Source organism: Raoultibacter timonensis (genome assembly GCF_900240215.1).
In the GTDB taxonomy this organism is placed as follows: Bacteria; Actinomycetota; Coriobacteriia; order Coriobacteriales; family Eggerthellaceae; genus Raoultibacter; species Raoultibacter timonensis.
In genome coordinates this window covers 2,712,016-2,729,778 of record NZ_LT964679.1, presented here as the reverse complement: position 1 = coordinate 2,729,778, position 17,763 = coordinate 2,712,016, and the positions used below count along the sequence as shown (strand labels likewise).

12 protein-coding genes are annotated in these 17,763 nt (G+C 57.7%); 6 read left to right on the top strand and 6 right to left on the bottom strand.

Annotation, left to right across the window (positions count from 1 at the left end; genetic code table 11):
* Positions 1-321: 321 nt before the first annotated feature.
* From C1722_RS11735 to C1722_RS11725, 3 genes are all read right to left on the bottom strand, one after another.
* Positions 322-1,701, bottom strand: a complete 1,380-nt coding sequence (locus C1722_RS11735; protein WP_180995180.1) for an NRAMP family divalent metal transporter — start codon at positions 1,699-1,701, stop codon at positions 322-324.
* Between the two features lie 3 nt (positions 1,702-1,704).
* Complete coding sequence (locus C1722_RS11730) at positions 1,705-3,057, bottom strand: magnesium transporter MgtE N-terminal domain-containing protein (protein ID WP_102379400.1); 1,353 nt, start codon at positions 3,055-3,057, stop codon at positions 1,705-1,707.
* 512 nt (positions 3,058-3,569) lie between these two features.
* A complete protein-coding gene (locus C1722_RS11725) occupies positions 3,570-4,529 on the bottom strand; it encodes a helix-turn-helix transcriptional regulator (RefSeq protein WP_180995179.1) in 960 nt (319 codons plus the stop codon).
* A gap of 259 nt (positions 4,530-4,788) precedes the next feature.
* Here C1722_RS11725 and C1722_RS11720 point away from each other — a divergent pair, with 259 nt between their 5' ends.
* The 6 genes from C1722_RS11720 to C1722_RS11695 all read left to right on the top strand — a co-directional run bounded on the left by C1722_RS11720 (position 4,789) and on the right by C1722_RS11695 (position 13,995).
* The gene (locus C1722_RS11720; RefSeq protein ID WP_102379398.1) at positions 4,789-6,036 is read left to right on the top strand and encodes an agmatine deiminase family protein; all 1,248 of its coding nucleotides are present in this window, start codon (positions 4,789-4,791) and stop codon (positions 6,034-6,036) included.
* A gap of 111 nt (positions 6,037-6,147) precedes the next feature.
* Complete coding sequence (locus C1722_RS11715; protein WP_102379397.1) at positions 6,148-7,200, top strand: ornithine carbamoyltransferase; 1,053 nt, start codon at positions 6,148-6,150, stop codon at positions 7,198-7,200.
* A 74-nt stretch (positions 7,201-7,274) separates the two neighbouring features.
* Positions 7,275-8,555, top strand: a complete 1,281-nt coding sequence (locus C1722_RS11710; RefSeq protein ID WP_102379396.1) for an MFS transporter — start codon at positions 7,275-7,277, stop codon at positions 8,553-8,555.
* Positions 8,556-8,648: 93 nt separating this feature from the next.
* On the top strand, positions 8,649-9,602 hold the full coding sequence (gene arcC / locus C1722_RS11705) for a carbamate kinase (RefSeq protein WP_102379645.1): 954 nt from the start codon (positions 8,649-8,651) through the stop codon (positions 9,600-9,602).
* A 247-nt stretch (positions 9,603-9,849) separates the two neighbouring features.
* Entirely contained in the window at positions 9,850-12,378 is a 2,529-nt protein-coding gene (locus C1722_RS11700) for an oxidoreductase (protein WP_102379395.1), read from the top strand.
* Between the two features lie 171 nt (positions 12,379-12,549).
* Positions 12,550-13,995, top strand: coding sequence for a helix-turn-helix domain-containing protein (locus C1722_RS11695; RefSeq protein ID WP_102379394.1), 1,446 nt, complete (start codon positions 12,550-12,552; stop codon positions 13,993-13,995).
* Positions 13,996-14,086: 91 nt separating this feature from the next.
* On the opposite strand, the gene C1722_RS11690 is transcribed toward C1722_RS11695, so the two are convergent.
* The 3 genes from C1722_RS11690 to C1722_RS11680 all read right to left on the bottom strand — a co-directional run bounded on the left by C1722_RS11690 (position 14,087) and on the right by C1722_RS11680 (position 17,698).
* A complete protein-coding gene (locus C1722_RS11690) occupies positions 14,087-14,830 on the bottom strand; it encodes a 4Fe-4S dicluster domain-containing protein (protein WP_102379393.1) in 744 nt (247 codons plus the stop codon).
* The gene (locus C1722_RS11685; protein WP_102379392.1) at positions 14,830-17,331 is read right to left on the bottom strand and encodes a molybdopterin-containing oxidoreductase family protein; all 2,502 of its coding nucleotides are present in this window, start codon (positions 17,329-17,331) and stop codon (positions 14,830-14,832) included. Before C1722_RS11685 ends, C1722_RS11690 begins: the two co-directional genes overlap by 1 nt.
* 133 nt (positions 17,332-17,464) lie before the next feature.
* Entirely contained in the window at positions 17,465-17,698 is a 234-nt protein-coding gene (locus C1722_RS11680; RefSeq protein WP_102379391.1) for a hypothetical protein, read from the bottom strand.
* Between the last annotated feature and the right edge of the window lie 65 nt (positions 17,699-17,763).

Genomic DNA, 17,763 nt, shown 5'->3' with positions numbered 1-17,763 from the left:
AGCGCTTCGCGAAGGCGCTGGTTAGGGGGAGTCAGGCACATTCTCCCATGTTCGGCCTGTTGAAAAAGCCGAATCAATTCGGTGTCATTGGTTTTCACCTGCGCATCACCGCCATCTAAGCCCACACGGTCTCATCGCATTGTCTCATGCGCCTGCTTTTTCCCGCTGTCAGACGGAATCGAGCGCACAATAAACATTGTCGGCCCAAAAACACGGTTTTCGCCGCGAAACCGTGTTTTTGGGCCGACAATCTGTGCGCATCGAGGCGGACGGTCTGCTCGTTCAGCGTGGCTGCCGCAGGGGCGCGGCGTATTGCCGCCCTTACACCGCCACGTCCCCGATGCCGAGCACCTGCATGACGAGGAGCGCCACGGTAAGCACGGTCACGATGGCCACCGTCGCCCAGATGAGGATGCGGGTGACGGGCTTGCTCTTGTAGGCGCCCATGACACGCTTGTCGGCGGCGATAATCGCCATGAACACGAGCAGCACCGGCAGGATGATGCCGTTGACGAACTGCGCCGTGAGCATGACGCCCAGAAGATCGATGTTCGGGATGATGACGACGGCGGCCGAGAAGATGATGACGAACGTGAGGATGCCCTTGAACAGCGGCGCTTCCTTCCACTTGAAGCTCACCCCGGCCTCCCAGCCGAATGCCTCGCAGATGACGAACGAGGTTGTAAGCGGCAGCACGCATGCGGCGAGAAACGATGCCGCGATGAGCCCGATGGCGAAGAGCGCCTCGGCGTACTGCCCCGCGAACGGCGCGAGCGCGTGGGCCGCGTCGGCAGCGCTTGTGATCTCGATTCCCTCGGGAAAGAGCGTTGCGCCCGTGGTCACGATGATGAACCAGGCCACGAGGCAGGCGGCCACGGTGCCCGATATCACATCGACTTTCTGCGAGAAGAAATCCTTCACGCCCACGCCCTTTTCTACCACGTTGCTCTGCGAGAAGAACATCATCCAGGGAGCGATGGTCGTGCCGATCATCGCGATGACGAGCGATATGAAACTCGTATCGTTCACCACATGGGGCACCACCGTCGAAAGCAGAGCTTCATCCCAGTTCGGCTTTGCCATGAACGCCGCGATGATGTAGGTGACGAACACGAGCGAGAGAATGAGGAACACCTTTTCGACGCGCTTGTAGCTGCCGCCTACCACAAGCAGCCATACGGCGATGGCGGCTATGGGCACCGAGATGAACTTCGACACGCCGAACATCTCCATGCCGCTGGCGATGCCGGCGAATTCGGAGAACGTGGTGGCCACGTTGCCGATGAGCAGTGCGAGCATGGCGAGTGCCGTAAGCCGGATACCGAATCGCTCGCGGATGAGCGCGGCGAACCCTTTGCCGGTGACGGCGCCCATGCGGGCGGCGGTCATCTGCACGACGGCAAGCAGCACGCACATGACGGGGATGACCCACAGCGTTGCGAAGCCGAACTTCGCTCCGACGGTCGAGTACGTTGAGATGCCGCCAGCGTCGTTGCCGGCCATGGCGGTGATGATGCCGGGACCCATCGCCGCAAGCAGAAGCCAGAGCTTGCTCGGCTTTTTCCCAGCGTGTTCGGTTGCGTTGGCGTCGTCGGTTGCTGCGAGGGGCGCGTCGGTCTGAGCCTTCGGGGAATCGATTCTTCCCATACGGAAGATGCCCCATTCCCGCGTCGTCTTATCGGAACGGTTCTTGGGCGTCATGGTCTAGCTCCAATCGTATCCGATGATCTGGAACAGGACCAGGGTGTACAGGGCCAATACGAGCACTGCGACGAGCGCGACGCCCGCAATCTTGAGGCCGAGCTTCTTCGCCTTGTCTCCGCTGACGTCCTCTTCGATGGCATCCCAGGCGTCGTCGACCGTGACGATGCCGAGCAGGCTGCCGTGCTCGTCGACAACCGGCATGGCGGGAATGTCGTATTTGAAGATGTCGGCTGCAACGTCTTCTTCGGTTTCGTCGGGCGGCACGCTGATAATGTCTTCGTAGGCGACATCCTTGATGAGCGTTCTATCGTCGGTGAGCACGAGCGTGCGCAGCGAAAGCACGCCGACGAGCTTCTCGTAATCGTCGAGCACGTAGACGTAGTGGACGGTGGGGTGGTCCTCGTCGAGCTCGCGCAGGACCTCGATGGTTTCGCCGACCGTATAGGTTTCGGGAACGGCCACGTACTGGGTGGTCATCATGCCGCCTGCGGTGCCGTCCTTGTAGCCTAAGAGCCTGCGTATCTCGGTTGCGTCTTCGACGCCCATGAGGCGCAAGAGCGCTTCGGCTTTTTCATAGGGAAGGTCGCGTACGATATCGGCTGCATCGTCCGGATCCATCTGGCCGAGCAGGCCCGCCGCGCGGGCTTCGTCGAGGTCTTCGATGAAATCGGCCTGGTATTCGTCTTCCATCTCGGAGATGGCCTCGGTTGCCTGCGCGTCGTCGAGGTGTTGGAAGACGTTCGCGCGCTGTTGCGGATCGAGCTGCTCGAGGATGTCGGCAACGTCTGCGGGGTGCAACTCGTCAAGGCGCTTGTGCGTGACGGAAAGCTGCACCTCGGAGAGGTCGCGGTCCAAGAGATCCATGTAGTTCCAAGCGATGATCTGCTCGTCGATTTTTTTCCCGAACACCTTGGACACGGCGACGACCGCACGCTCGAGCCAGGGGGCGAGCCCTCGAAGGATGCCGCGGAAACCCACCTCGGCACCCAGCAGGCGCAGCTGCGATCCCGATTCGGAGAGCTTGAGATCGTTGACCCGAACGACCTTCATGCCCTGCGTGTCGACGATCTGGCGGTTCAGCAGGTCGCGGGCGAGTAGGATCTCGTCGGGCTGCAGGTAGCTGAAGCGGATGTTGTGGCTTTCGACGCCGAGCGTGATGCCGTCCTCGTCGAACTCCTCGACGTACTTGCGCCACGAGATCATGAACGGCGTCTTGCCGGGACCTAAGAAGGCTAGGCTGGTGATGCGGGGGAATACCTCGCCGGTTGAGATGGCGAGATCGGCGATGGTGCCGATTTTCTCGCCGGTTGAGTCGACCACAGGGCGGCCGAGCATTTGTGACAAATAGAGCATGCTTTTCCCTTACCGTTTCGGCATCGGTATCCGTCGCATCGTAACCATGGAAAAACGCGCAGGTCAAACTGTGCGTTTATAGGATGTGTCGCGTACCGATGTTTTTGTCGCAGTCGTCCTTCGACTGCCGACAAGGGAAGTCGAAGGCTAATTACTGTGAGGTTTCGGTTTTCGAACCTTCAAGTAACTTCCTTTCCTTTAAGCAATAAAAAAGCCGCACGTGCTGGGTTTTACCAATCGTTGCGGACAAGGCCTGTTCAAAGGCACCGTTGATAATAGGGGAATTTAGCAAGCCCGTCAACCGTTATGTGTCGGACGGTTTATCTGTCCCGATGAAGGCGAGCGGATCATCGTAGCCGATATCGCCGAAGCCCTGCCACGATTGGGTGAGTGAAGCTTCGAGCAATCCCTCGTCCCGTATAGTGTCCGCGCCTTCGTGCCGTTCTATCTGACGGCGGTGAATCTCGATGGCTGCGGCTTTGGCTATCGGCCCGGCTCCCGCCTTCCATCCGCTAAGATTCCGACCAGAACTTCTCGATCAGCTGGCCCCGGTTCGCCGTGCCGGTCTTCTCGAATATATGATGGGTATGGGTTTTTATCGTGCCCACCGAAACCTGAAGATGAGAAGCGATGCGCTGGTTGTCCATGCCGTCTAGCACAAGAACGAGAATCTCCTCCTCGCGAGAAGAAAGCCCGTAACGATGCGAAAAGTACGAGGAAGCCTCACGCGTTCGATGCTGATCGGCTGTTGCATACGCATCGTTGCGCTTCAATTCCAGCATCCGCAGAGCGCTGCGAATAGCATAGCCGATCGCGCACAGGCAGAGCGCGATCTCGAAAATGTTGCGCCGATAGAGAAACTCCGTCAAGAAGATGTTGTGGAGGTCGGGTTCTTTGACGAGCAGCATAACCACCGCATCCTCCAAGAAGATCAAAACCACCAATACGGTGAACACGAGGACGTAAGGGGCTTTGCGGCGATACCGGATTTTTTCCGGCGCAGAATCGACGGTTAGATAGCGCAGCCAGAAAAAGATGCTGCCTCCGAGAAGGAAAAACTGCCGCAGGCTGTAGAGGGCCCATTTGCGCATGGCGTCATCGATGCCCGGTGCCGCATAGAACAAAAGCGAGATGGCGGTAAACCCGAGGACGGGACCGTATTTCCACTGCCAGCGATTCTCGTTGGTGAAATCGAGTATTACCAGCCACAAAGACTGGCAAAGCGCCGCCCCGAACACGATATGGGAAAACGGGTCCTCCATGGCACCCCATTCCGCATTGAAGGGAAGGTTTTGGGTCAGGTACTCGTTGTAGAGGATAAGCGCCTGCTCCACCCCGTATATGGCAGAAAAGGTCCCCAAATATGCCAAGGTTTTCTTGCGTGAAGCGATGTAGGCGGAGATTGCCACGAAGGACGACGCGATGCAAGCAGCGACAAGGCAGATAGCGATGGAGTATGTTGCGGCGGCCATACGTGCTCCATTTTCTGTTGAGCGCTGTTCTAGCGCTGCGGTTCTACGCAAGAAGAGCGAGCCTGCATAAATGCGATCGCTCATTCTAGTACTTATGGCCGATCTTGGGCAATAACATACGGGTTTATTCCGGTTGATATTTCGTCAGCGGGAAAATCAACCCGGTTCTATCTTCGCAAACGGACTCGCACGGCATAGAGTTCGCGGCAATGGGCGTCTGAAAAGAAGGACGCCGTCCTTTACATACGTAGGAGGAAACATGGCTAGTGCATTTAGATATCCGGGCGAATTCGAGCCGCAAACCGATGTCTTCGTGGAATGGCTTCCTTACGGCGAACCCATCAAAGGGTTCGATGCCTTGAAGCCGGTGACCGAGGTGGTCCGCAACCTTATCGAATACGGTGATGTGCAAGTGCACGTCAACTGCTGTCCTATGGTTGAGGGTTTGGAGCAGAACTGCAAGGAAACCCTTTCCTTTGCAGGAGTGGATATCGAGAAGATCGACTTCACCCAGTATCCCGAAGATCCCAATTCCTTCTATTTTCGCGATAACGGCCCCAACGTCATGGTGGACGACCAGGGACACGCGTTGGTGGTAAACCCGAGCTGGAGCTTCTACGGGCGTTACGAGAAAAACGAAGGATTGCGCGACCTCTCCCGTAAGATCGGCGTGCACTCCGCCGTCGGTCTGGGCTGCTACGATATCATCAGCTCCGATATGGTCTCCGAGGGCGGCGACCGCGAGTTCGACGGTGCCGGCGTGCTGATGTGCATCGAAGATACCGAGGTGCGCAAGCGCAATCCCGGTTTTACTCGCGATCAGGTGGAAGAAGAGTTCAAGCGCATCTGGAACGTGGAAAAGATCATCTGGCTGCCCCAGCCTCTTTACGATGACGACGATTTCCGCATGGCTCCGCTCGACTACATGGAAGACGGAACCCCTATCGTGGGTGCCAGCTTCGCCGCTCATACCGACGAGATGTGTCGCTTCGTAGCTCGCGATACCATACTTTTGGCCGAGGTGACCGAAGAGGAAGCGGCTGAAAACGCCATCTCCGCCGAGAACAAGCGTCGTCTCGATGCCGCCTACGAGGTGGTTTCCAAGGCCACCGACGTCGATGGCAATCCCTACAAGATCCTGCGCATCCCGGCATCCGCTCACATCCAGTACGTGCAACGCCCCGGCGACGACCTGTACGACTACTACCATGAGCTGGTGGGCGACGCCTTCATGGACGGCACCCCTTGGCCTGAGGACGAGTTGCACCTGTTCGGCGCTACCAGCTATTGCAACTTCCTCGTATGCAACGGCATCGTGTTGGGCCAGCGCTACTGGCAAGAGGGCATGGACGAGGCCATTCGCGAGAAGGACCAGCAGGCGGAAGCCGCGCTGCAGGCGGCCTTCCCCGACCGCAAGGTGGTCATGCTCGATTCGCTGGCCCTCAACATGGCTGGTGGCGGCATCCACTGCTGGACGAAAAACGTCTTCGTTCCCAAGGCGGAATAGCTCGTTCTGCTTTCGGAAGGCGGAGTGCGTTCGTCCCGGTAAACAGAGGCGCTTCGCCGCTCGTCCCTTGTGCGTTTTACCCAATCAACCGCTTCAAGAAAGGATCTCATCATGGGAAACCCTATACTCGGAAAAGACTTCATCAATCTGCGCGACTACACTCCCGAGCAGTTCCGCTATCTGTTGGATCTGGCTCATGAGCTGAAGGCGGAAAAACGCGCAGGCATCGATCAGCGCCGCTTCGTGAACAAAGACGTCATCGCCCAGTTCGAATGGGGCAGCACCCGCACGCGCTGCGCCTTCGAGACTTCCTGCCACGATTTGGGCCTCGGCTTCACCTATCTGTCGAATTCCCACGTGGGCGTGCAGGAGACCGTCAAGGATACCATTCGCGTGTTCAACGAGATGTACGACGCCATCGTGTGGCGTTCCCAGGGCCCCGAGAAATTCATGTACCAGATCGCCGAGTACGCAACCATCCCGGTCATCAACGCTCTGACCACCGAAGACCATCCCACCCAGATGCTGGCGGATGCCATGACGCTCGAAGAGCTCTGGGGCGGTGCGGGCTCTTGCAAGGGAAAGAAGCTGGCCTACACCGGCGCTTGCGCGATCTCCCCCCTGTGGTACGGTCGCATGTGCGCGCTTCTGGGCATGGACTGCTACGCCATCGGCCCCAATCTGTACGACCATAAGATGCTGCCCGAGTACGTCGAGGAGCTCGAGGGATTGTTCGCCAAGTGGGCGCCCGAGAACAAACTGGTCGTTTCCGACGACGTGAACCTGCTCAAGGGCATGGATATCGTGACCACCGAAGAATGGGAGTACACCACCTCCAACACCGGCGACGACCATGGCTACAATGCCTGGATGTCGTATGCGAAGGATCTCATCCCGTACCGTCTTACAAGCGAACTCATGGAAGTGGTCGACAATCCGAACTGCGTGGTGCTGCACATGCTGCCCTCGCTGCATAACGCCGACCATTCTCTGGGTCAGCAGCTGCTCGCGGAGGCTCCGGACGAGGAATCCAAGAAGATCATCACCGAGGGTATGGAGATTTCCGACGAGCTGTTCGAGAAGCATGCGGCGGAGATTTTCCGCGAGGCCGGCAACCGCCAGCACACCATCAAAGCCGTGCTCGCGGCGACGATGGGCATCTAGCTCTGCTCGTTTGCAGAGATGCAAGGGGCCCTCTTTCCGACCGAAAGCGGGCCCCCTTTCGAAAGGATCCTTCCATGGACATCAAGAAAAACAACAGGCGCGCTTGGCTCACCGTATTGGGCTGCGGCATGCTCATCTCCGGCTCGGTGACGTTCTACACCGTTGTCATCGGCAACTTCTTCGTCCCCGCAGCCGCTGCGCTCGGGTCGGATTACTCTAACATCTCCCTGTACTCCACCTTGGTCTACATCGGTATCGCCTGCGGCCTTCCCTTTGTGGGCAACTGGCTACCGAAGATTCCCCCTATCGGCATCGCTGTCTTCGCTGCGTTGCAGTCGATTGTGGTCGCCGTTCTATCGTTCAGCCAGAGCGTGGTATGGTGGTGGATCGGCGGCTGGCTCATCGGCGTGGGTATGGCTTTCACCAGCATCGTGTTCGTTTCTACCGTTCTCACGAACTGGTTCTCTAAAAAGACCGGCTTTGCGATCGGCCTCGCCTGGGCGCTTGCCAGTGTAGCTTCGGCCATCATGAGCCCCATTACCGTCTCTCTCATGGAGATGATGGACTGGCGCATGAGCCTGCTCGTTTTCGCCATCGTCGGCGCTGTGCTTGCGGTTCCCGCTGCTCTGTTCCTGGTTTCCTACAGCCCGGAGAAGAAGGGCATGAAGCCCTACGGCTACAACCCGAATGCTTCTGTCGAGGAGGTTGCGGAATCCGGCGTATCAGCCAGGCGCGCCGTGCGCTCGCTCGCCTTCGTGCTGGTTGCGCTGGCCTTAGCGCTCACCCAGATCGTTTCGGTCATCAACGCCTATTTCCCCATGTATGCAGAAAGCGTGGGATTCGCTCCTGCCGTCGGCGCCATTATGATTTCCGTCGCTCTCATATTCGATATAGTTCTGAACCCCGTTATCGGTATGACCATCGATAGGTTCGGCGCCATCAAAGCGTTTGTGGCCTGGTCATGCGTCGGCATCCTCTCGATGCTCATCCTCATGGTGAGCGCCGGCAACGAGATCATCGCCTATCTGGGTGCCGGCTTGGGCGACACCCTGTACGTGCTGCTGGGCGTAGGTATCGCTTCGGTCGCCTCCACCGTGTTCGGCACCAAGGACTACGGCAAGATTTTTGCGTACATTACCATCTTCGGGTTCGCAGCCGGCTCCGTAGGCGGTTTCATCATCGCCTCGCTGTACGAGGGTACCGGATCCTTCGAAGCGGTGTTCATCTTCTGCATCGTCACCGTTGTGGTCATTATGGCGGCTGTTATCGGTGCTGGCATCAGCGGCAAGAAGCTGCTCCATGCGGCTGAACCGGCCGAAACGGTCGCGGAAGGCGAACTGGTACCTGAACCGTAGAATCCAGTTGCCCATACCGGCGAACAGTATCCGAAAGAACGCTGGATGGTCATGATCCGATCCAGCGTTCTTGATTTTGAGAAAGGAATTTCCATGCCATACAAAAAAGGCGAAGGCAAGTCCGTGGTCATCGCGCTGGGCGGAAACGCCCTGGGCGACTCCCCGCAGGAGCAGCTCGAGCTCGTGAAGAACACCGCGGAGCACATCGTGGACATGGTCGCCGAGGGCATCAACGTCGTGGTCTCCCACGGCAACGGCCCGCAGGTCGGCATGATCAACAACGCGTTCGACTACGCGTCGACCCACGACGGCAAGACGCCCGCCATGCCCTTCCCCGAGTGCGGCGCCATGAGCCAGGGCTACATCGGCTACCAGCTCTCCCAGGCGATCCTCAACGAGATGAAGCGCCGCGGCATCATGCGCTCGACGGCCTGCGTCGTCACGCAGACGGTCGTCTACCCCGAGGACCCGGCGTTCGACAACCCCACCAAGCCCGTGGGCGCCTTCCTCACCGAGGAGGAGGCCAAGAGGCGCGCCGAGGAGACCGGCTACACCTACAGGGAGGACTCCGGGCGCGGCTGGCGCCAGGTGGTCCCCTCGCCGAAGCCCCAGCGCATCGTCGAGTTCGACGCCATCAAGGACCTCATGGACGACGGCTACATCGTCGTGTCCACGGGCGGCGGCGGGGTCCCCGTGATCGAGCGGGACGACTCCTACCGCGGCGTGCCGGCGGTCATCGACAAGGACCGCTCGAGCGCCAAGCTCGCCGCGGACTTCCGCGCCGACATGCTCGTGATCCTCACGGCGGTCGAGAAGGTGGCCATCAACTTCAACACGCCCGAGAAGGAGGAGATCGACTCCATGACGGTGGCCGAGGCGAGGAAGTACATCGCCGAGGGCCAGTTCGCCCCCGGCTCGATGCTGCCGAAGGTCGAGGCCTGCATCGAGTTCGTGGAGGCCCATCCCGAGGGCCGCGCGCTCATCACGTCCCTCGAGTGCGCCGCCAAGGGCCTCAAGGGCGAGACGGGAACCGTCATCCGGGCATAGGGGCGAGCGGGCGTATGCGTCGAACTGTGCAAGATGCGTTTACGTGATCTTCGAAAGAACGTTTTCTTGCATCTCCAATGTATCCGTAAATAGCTTCTCATCTCCTCGTTTCTCCGGTTCACATCAATGATGTGAACCGGAGAAACCACTTTCACCCGCTGAATGCGATTGCCTGTCCTGAGTCCATTCTTTAGTTTTTCTCTCGTTCACATGCGAAACGAACACCGACCGAAAGAAAGGGAGAGGAATGGAAAACAACGTCACGGGGCAATCGAGCGAAACGGAAGGACGAGCTAAGTTTTCGCGTAGGGGCTTTGTTGAAGGTATGGCCCTGACTGCTTTGGGCCTGGCTTCAGCTACTTCGATCTCGCTTGTAGGTTGCTCAAGCGAAGCTGCTCATGGAAGCGCGCTTTACGAGAAGGGAACCTATGCCAGTAAACAGAAAACGCCTTATGCAACTGTAGAGATAACCTGCACTTTCGATGAGGCGAGTCTCACTAAAGTATCGTATCAAGTACTCAGTTCCTCGGAGATGGATTATTTTCCAGTCTATGCTTCGGCGATCGACGATTATTGTGCCGCTATTGTCGAGAACGGGAAAACAAGCGAAGTCGACGCTGTTACTGGTGCTACATTCTGCAGTTCAGCCATTAATGACGGCGTAGATGCTTGCATGCTCCAGGCGCTTGGTATGGCGGACGTCGCAGCAGCGCAAGAGCCCAACCCGCAAAATGACGGGTTCGATACTTTTGAGGGAGACTGCGAAGAAGTGTTCTCTCCGATTAAGTTGGGAACGATGGAGCTGCCGAACCGCATCATCAAATCTGCTGGTAGCTCCCCGTGGGCCGACAGCAATAACGACAAGATAACCGTTTCTACTGAATTGTACGGCTCGATGGCAGAAAATGGCGTACCTCTGATCATCCTCGCGGGAGGTGCCTTATCGAATACCGGAATCCTCCCGGAATCGCTCGATAAAATCAAAGGAACCGTCGATGAAGCTCTCGGTTTGGTCTCGCCCCTCGTAGAGGCCGTCCACAATGCTGACAGTAAAATTGGATTCCAAATGTGCTTTGGGGGTGCTGCTCCGACCGTTCCGGACTCCGTGATAAACGATACTCCGATTGAGGAGCTCGACCAATTTATCGAAAGCGTCGGTATTTCGGCCGAGCGTGGCAAAACGGCAGGGTTCGACTGCATAGAAATCAAGGGTGCTAGCGCGGACGGCCTGAACGGCTTTTTGACACGCAGGATCAATAAGCGCGAAGACGAGTATGGCCCTCAGAGCATCGAAAATCGTACTCGCCTTTTCTGTCGTATGATCGAAAAGGTAAAGGAAGTCAATGGCGACGACTTCCCCGTGGGAGCTCTGATCAACGGCATCGAAGAAAACGATGCCTCCTTGGGTGACGATGCGCAGTTCATATCAAACGAAGAGGCGAAAGAGATCGCAAAAGCCCTTGTTGCTGCTGGTGCCGACTGGATTCAGGTTCGTGTGGGGGCGAAGGCGCAAGAGATGAACATATGGGCCCCCGACGTGCAGCATATCGCTCCAAAGGCCGATGGCCTTACCGGTTTCGGTACCACGTTTAATTACAGCTCCCACTTCGGGGGTCTTGTGGATGGCAGTCGTTCGGGATTTGCTTCCTTCCTTCCGTTGGTCGCGGCTATCAAAGAGGCGGTGGACGTACCCGTTGGGTGCGCGGCATGCATGGACCTGCGTATGGGACCCGACTATCTGAACGAAGCGCTGAAGCAGGGGCAGATCGACCTAGCATTCATGAACCGTCCCTTGAACTGCGATCCCGGCTTGGTCAAAAAGATGCAAGAAGGTCGCCGGGAAGATGTCAGGCCGTGCATGAAGTGCATGCACTGCCACGACAGCATCGGAACCAACCGGGCAGTTCCTTCCAGCTGTCGAATGAACGCATCGTCTTTCAATTCGCTCACCGAAACGATGCCGGAGGGAATGACTCCCAGTCCTGTTGCCACGAAGCGAAATATCATGGTCATTGGCGCAGGTCCTGCGGGCATGGAGGCCGCCCGAGTAGCTGCGGAGCGAGGACACAGCGTAACCATATACGACTCGGAAACAAAACTCGGAGGCCTTCTCCATTTCGCCAGAGGTGTAAAAGGCAACCACGAACGCTTCGACGACTACATTGCCTACATCACCGCCCAACTTGAAAGCAACGGTGTCGACGTACAGCTCAGCAAAAAGGTGGATGCTGCTTTCGTGAAAGAACAGGCACCGGATGCCGTAGTGGTCGCAGTTGGCGGTGCTCGCGAAAGCAGATTTTCGGGAGCCAACGTGTTTTCGCCGAAAGAGGCATTCAGCCCCACTGCGCTAGGGGAGCGAGTAGTCGTGCTTGGAGCCAGCGTGCAGGCAGTTGACTTCACCGCTTTTCTCTTGGCCCAAGGAAAAACCGTCACGATTGTCAATCCAAACGGCGTCGAAGCTGTTGACAAAGGGCAATCCGGTTGGTTCCGAACCTATATGCTTCCCTACCTCTATGCGGAAGGTGTGAAGATCTGGAACGAATCTGTTGTCGAGAGCGTTGACGACGCGGGCGTGACGATCACTACCGATGCTGGGTTGGAAAAGACGATTCCATGTGATAGCGTCGTGGAGTTTCACGACATGATTCCCAACTTGTCGCTGGCAGATGAGCTGGAGGCAGCAGGAATCGAGGTCCATGCCGTGGGCGATTGCGCAGAGCCCTACAATATTCAGAAAGCCGTGCTTGCCGGTAACCTGTGCGCTCGCGCTCTGTGAAGTCCATTCAGTAAGTAAGATTTTCGGGATGCGCGCAAGCGATCGTAATGCTTACGCGCATCCCGACATGTTGTATGCGTCGGAGTCGGGTGCCAGAAATTCTGGATTTACTTCAAGGCCGATCTCGAATGATATAATCTGACGGTATCAGTTTTCTTCGAAGGAATCCGAATGCCTTTTCGAGACGCAGAGCCACGCAGTACTTTCCTGTTGTCTGGAACGTTTTTATTATCTTGCCTCTCTATCGCATTCTTCAAGCTGACGTCTTGGTTCTCCTCTTCAGGGATATTTACCACGTCCAGCGCTCAGTACGGCTTCGACGAGGTCGTCGTGCAGATTTTCGCGATGGTGCTCCTGTTGGCTATCGAACGCTTTTGCTCTTACACCTCCCGACAAGCATCTGCCGTGCTCGTCGTCGCTGCGTCGCTTCAGGCAGTAGGGTCGTTTTTGTTGTTCTCTCCCGCTTATGGCAACGAGCAATCGGCCCTTGTGGCGCTCATCCTTCGAGGCGTGGGAAGCTCCGTTTTTTTGCTGGCTTTCGGAAGACTGCTGTGCTCGATTGAGCCGATCAAGTCGGCGTTGGTGATCGCGGGCGGAGAAGTGCTCGTTGGGGTATTTCCCGTAATCTTCTCTTCGGTGCCGGCAGACGCCGTTGCGTTTGTATCGTCCGCATTGCCGTTGGCGGCAGCATTCTGCCTGCTTTGGGCCATCGAGAAGACTGCAACCGCTGAAAGCGGTTCGTCTCCCGTTACGCGAGAACAGCTGAAGAAAATTCCAATTCATCCGATCATCCTTTTGACTCTTTGTGCGCTGTCGACAATCGGAATAGCTTTGGTTGGCCAAACTCCTCAAGCAAACGTCGACCTATTGTATAGACTCCTAACGATCGCCGTAAATCTAGTGGTTTTCTCTGCGTACTTAATTTGGATTTACGGGCTGAAACGAAATGATCCCGATACGCTCTGGCCCTTCCTGATGGTGATAATCTTCGTGGGCCTGTTTGTGTTTTCCTCCTTTTCGTCGATTGCTCCCGATGCCGCCTCTAGCTTGCTTAGCGCTACGCGAAAGACGCTCATGGTCTTCGCGTGGGTTTTCATGGCAAGTATCATTTACCAGCTAAAACTGCCGGCCATTCCATTTTTTTGCTTGGGGCAGCTGGCTATCTCGCAAATTCCGCATACGATCGCGTTTTTCATCAGGCAGTACGATCTTCAAATTAGCAGCAACTACCAAGAAACGTCCGCGACGATACTGATGGCGATTATGGCTCTTGCTGTAATCGCAGGAGTGCTCGTAGTCGTTTACAAAAGCAGACTAGCAGCTTCGGTCAACCAGCATCCAGCATCGCCCGAAGCTGCGCTGAAAGCTGCGATCGATAGGCTGTCTGATCAGTATTTTTTATCTAGCAGAGAGGCTGAGGTCGCTTTGCTGCTTGCGAAGGGGTATACGTTAGGGGCGACCGCCGAGAATTTGACCGTATCCCTCGATACCGTTCGCACTCATGCTAAAAATCTGTACCGCAAGCTCGATATACACAAAAGACAGGAGCTGCTCTCTTTGGTCCAAGGCGAATTAGACCTAACTGCGTGCAACGCACCGATTGGTGGCCGGCGGTAAGAGTGTAGCGCCTAAGCCACACGGCTTGTCAGGGTGGTAAGGGTGCGGCCCCATCCGGGCCGCACCCTTACCTGCACGGAATGCTAAAGCTTTAGCCTTGGTCGCTCGATGTGGCGGCCATGACCTCGGCGACGGTGGCGTTCTTCATGCGCAGTTCGCTCGCGCAGATAACGTCGCTTTCGAACTCCGTAAGGTTCTTGATGTCGGAGTACACGTCGTCGGTCTTCGTACGCGGCTTGGTGAGCGCGATGGCTTTTTCCACATCGTAGGGAATCAGCTGCTCCTTGGGCGGGTTCGGCTTCGCGATCCAGTTGGGCGTGGTGATGTCGGCAGACGGCATCGTCTCGATCTGACGGACGTCGCCGTACTTCTCAACCAGTTCGTCGATAGGGCCAAAATCCAGGGCGCGCATGGGGCAAGCCGCCACGCAGGCGGGCAACTGATCCTTCTCCAGTCGGTCGATGCACATGGTGCATTTGCTCATCTTGGTGCCGGGATCGTCGCTGGCGAACTTCGGAGCGCCGTAGGGGCATGCCGCAAAGCAGTTGCGGTCGCCTTCGCACAGGTCTTGGTCGACCAAGACGGCGCCGTACTTCTCTTCCTTGAATATGGCATCGTGGTCGCAGGCTGAGATGCACACGGCGTTATCGCAATGGCCGCAGCTGAACGCCAAGATCCCGATGGCGGTGTTGGGGAATGTGCCCTTCTCCCACATGTACACGCTCATCCATTTTTCCGGTCCGGGCTCGATGTCGTTCCAATCCTTGCACGCGACGGAGCAGGCTTTGCAGCCGTAGCATCTGCCCTGGTCGAAGAAGAAACCGTACTGCGTCATTATTCATCGCCTACCTTCCTGATTTCCACAAGGCCCGCTGTCAGCAGCGCGCCCACAACATGGGGCAGATGCGTGTCTCCGATGAGGAGGTTGCAGTTGCCCGCCGTGTCGATGCCGTAGGGCATGAGCTTGGACTTGCGAACGTTGTCGAATCGGGACCACTCGCCATGGCCGATGGATACCGTGCCGGGAAGCAGCTTCGAGGATACGTATGCCGTGATCTCCACTTCGCCGTACTGGTTGTACACCAGAACACGGTCGCCGGTCTTGATGCCGCGGTCCGCCGCATCGGCCGGGGACATGCGGACCATGTGATCGTAGCAATCGCCCTTCAGCCAGGGGTTCCGGTCGTTGGAAGAGTGCTGGCGGTACGTGGAAACCGGGGTGACCATCGACAGCGGATAGTTCTGCGTCCACGGATGGTAGTAGCTGTCGTTCGCGGGCAGGTCCTGGTAGGTTGGCTGCCAGCGGGGGTAGGCGTCCATCTTGCCGCCGTAGCGGGTTTGGGTCAGATCGGTGTTCTTCACGTACGAGCTCTCGAACTCGATCTTGCCGGACGGCGTCTTGAAGGGGGAGCGGCCCCACGGTATGGTGTTCTTGAAGGGGTGGAACCACTCGCCTGGCTCGCCGGGAACGCGGATGATGGGCATCTTCTGGAACTCCTCCCACGAGGGCGGCACGACCCCGCAGTATTCCAGCATGCCGTTCTCGTCTTTGGCCCATTCCTCGTACGCGGGCTTGTAGATGCGCTCGATGACCTGCTCGTCCCAGTCGCGCCAATCGGTGACGTCCAGCATCTTCGGGCAGTACTTGTCCGCGAAGCCAAGGCGGCGCGCCAGCTCCATCCAGACCCAATCCTTCGAGCGAATCTCGCCCGGGGGATTGACGCCCTTGCCTGCGAACAGGAAGTAGTTCTGCATGCCGGCCGGTGCGCCCCAGTAGCGGTTGATGCCGAAGAAGTGCATGTCGGTGGATTCGAACTGGATGATCGGGGAGGGGAGCACGATGTCCAAGAACTCTATGGACGGCTGATCGGGGTAGTACTGCCAGCCCCAGGAGAACTCCATGTCGGCGAATCCGGCCATGCGCTTGGAAACGTCGTGCTGGTTGTTGATGTAGTTGTTCGGGATGATGGCCATCTTCAGGTTGGGCAGCGGGCTTCCCTTCGGGCAGCCGATGCGACGGCGGAACTCTTCCTCGGTGATCTCACCGGCGGCGTAGAGCTTCTGGCAGTGCATGATCTCGGTAACCTTGTTGTTGTTATTCGTGATGGGGTTCACCACGTCGCCCTTGATCTGGCCGGTGTCGGGCACTGGCGGGAAGACGCGGGGCTGGGTTACCAAGGAGGCGCCGCCGCCTTCGCAGCCGCCGGGAATGGACAGGTTGCCGGTCATGGCCTGAAGGAGCATGGCGACCGCTGCTGCGTAATCGCCGAGGTTGCGCTTCGATACGCCGTACATCTGCTGCAGGTGGACGGGCTTCATGGATGCGTAGTAGCGCGCGAATTCGCGGATGGTTTCCGCGGGGATACCGCAGATGGGTTCGGCCCACTCGGGGGTGTGCTCCACGCCGTCGACTTCGCCGACGATGTACTTGCGCCACTCCTCGAAGCCTTCGGGTTCGACCCACTGGGCCACGTATTCGTGGTCGTAGAGATCCTCGGTGTAGAGGACATGGGCGACTGCGAGGCCGAACGCGGTATCGGTGCCGGGGCGGATGGGGATCCATTGGGCACCCAAACATTCGGCGCTGACGTTGTACACCGGGTCGATCAGGATGAACTTGCAGCCGCGCTCCTGGGCTAACTTCATGTAGTAGGGAACGTGGCCGAACCAGGCGACCATGGGGTCGAAGCCCCAGAGAACCACCAGTTTGGAGTTGAGCAGATCGGGAGCCTCGAAGCCGGGATAGGCGTCGCTCGTGCCCTTGATCAGGATGTCGGTTAGGCGAACTCCCAGATGGAAATCCTCCGCTGCAGCGCCGCCGGAGGTGGAGTGATCGCCCCATCCGGTGATGGTGCCGGGCATGTAGGACGCGAACGGGAAGTCGGAGCTTTCGAATGCCACGTAGTAGCAGTAGTACAGCCACGGGTTGTCGGGATTCTCATCTGCCATCTGCTTCATCTTGCTCGCGATGGTGTCGAGTGCTTCTTCCCAGGAGATGCGCTCGAAGTGGCCTTTGCCCGCCCCCTTCTCGCCGATCCGCTTCATGGGGTACAGCAGGCGATCTTCGGAGTACAGCTCCTGGCGCCATGCGTGTCCCATGGGGCACGCGCGAGCCTGAAGCATGCCCGTCTGCACGGCTTCCTCGTTGTCGTCTTCGCGCGCAACGCCCGCGTTCACGGAATCGTCGGGCTCGATGGAGACGATCTTCCCATCCTTCACGCCGCATTTGATGAGGCAGGTGGCGTCCCAGCAGCCGTTGTTGTGGCACGTGGTGTAAAAATGCTCCACCCCCTCATGGCGCTCACTCAGCTTCTCTACGATCGTTTCTCTTGACATTGTGCCTCCTCTCTTATCGACAATGCGATAAAAAGAATATTCATGCGATGTGGGCGATCCCCTCGCTCAAACGAGCGGCTGCGCACAGGCAACCTGTTCCGACGGGTATGACTGCCCTTGCTCGCAAAAAACACTACTTAGCGGCTTCGCCGGTCGTATCGCTGTGAAAATTCGAAAAGCCGCCTACTGCTTTGGAGATGAATTTTCCTTCCGCTTTGGAAAAAAGCACCTGCGTAGCCATGAGATCCCTGATGGTGATGCCGTAGGCGTCCATGGCCTCCTTTTGGGTTTTACCTTCGTCGATCAGGCCGTTCAGCTTCTCGGCCTTTTCGGATGGGTCCAATGCCATGAATTCAGCTCGGTCCATAAAATACCTCCTTCTGTCGAAACCAATGCAACCTACGAGACTGCACAGCGCGTGTCGGCTTCGCG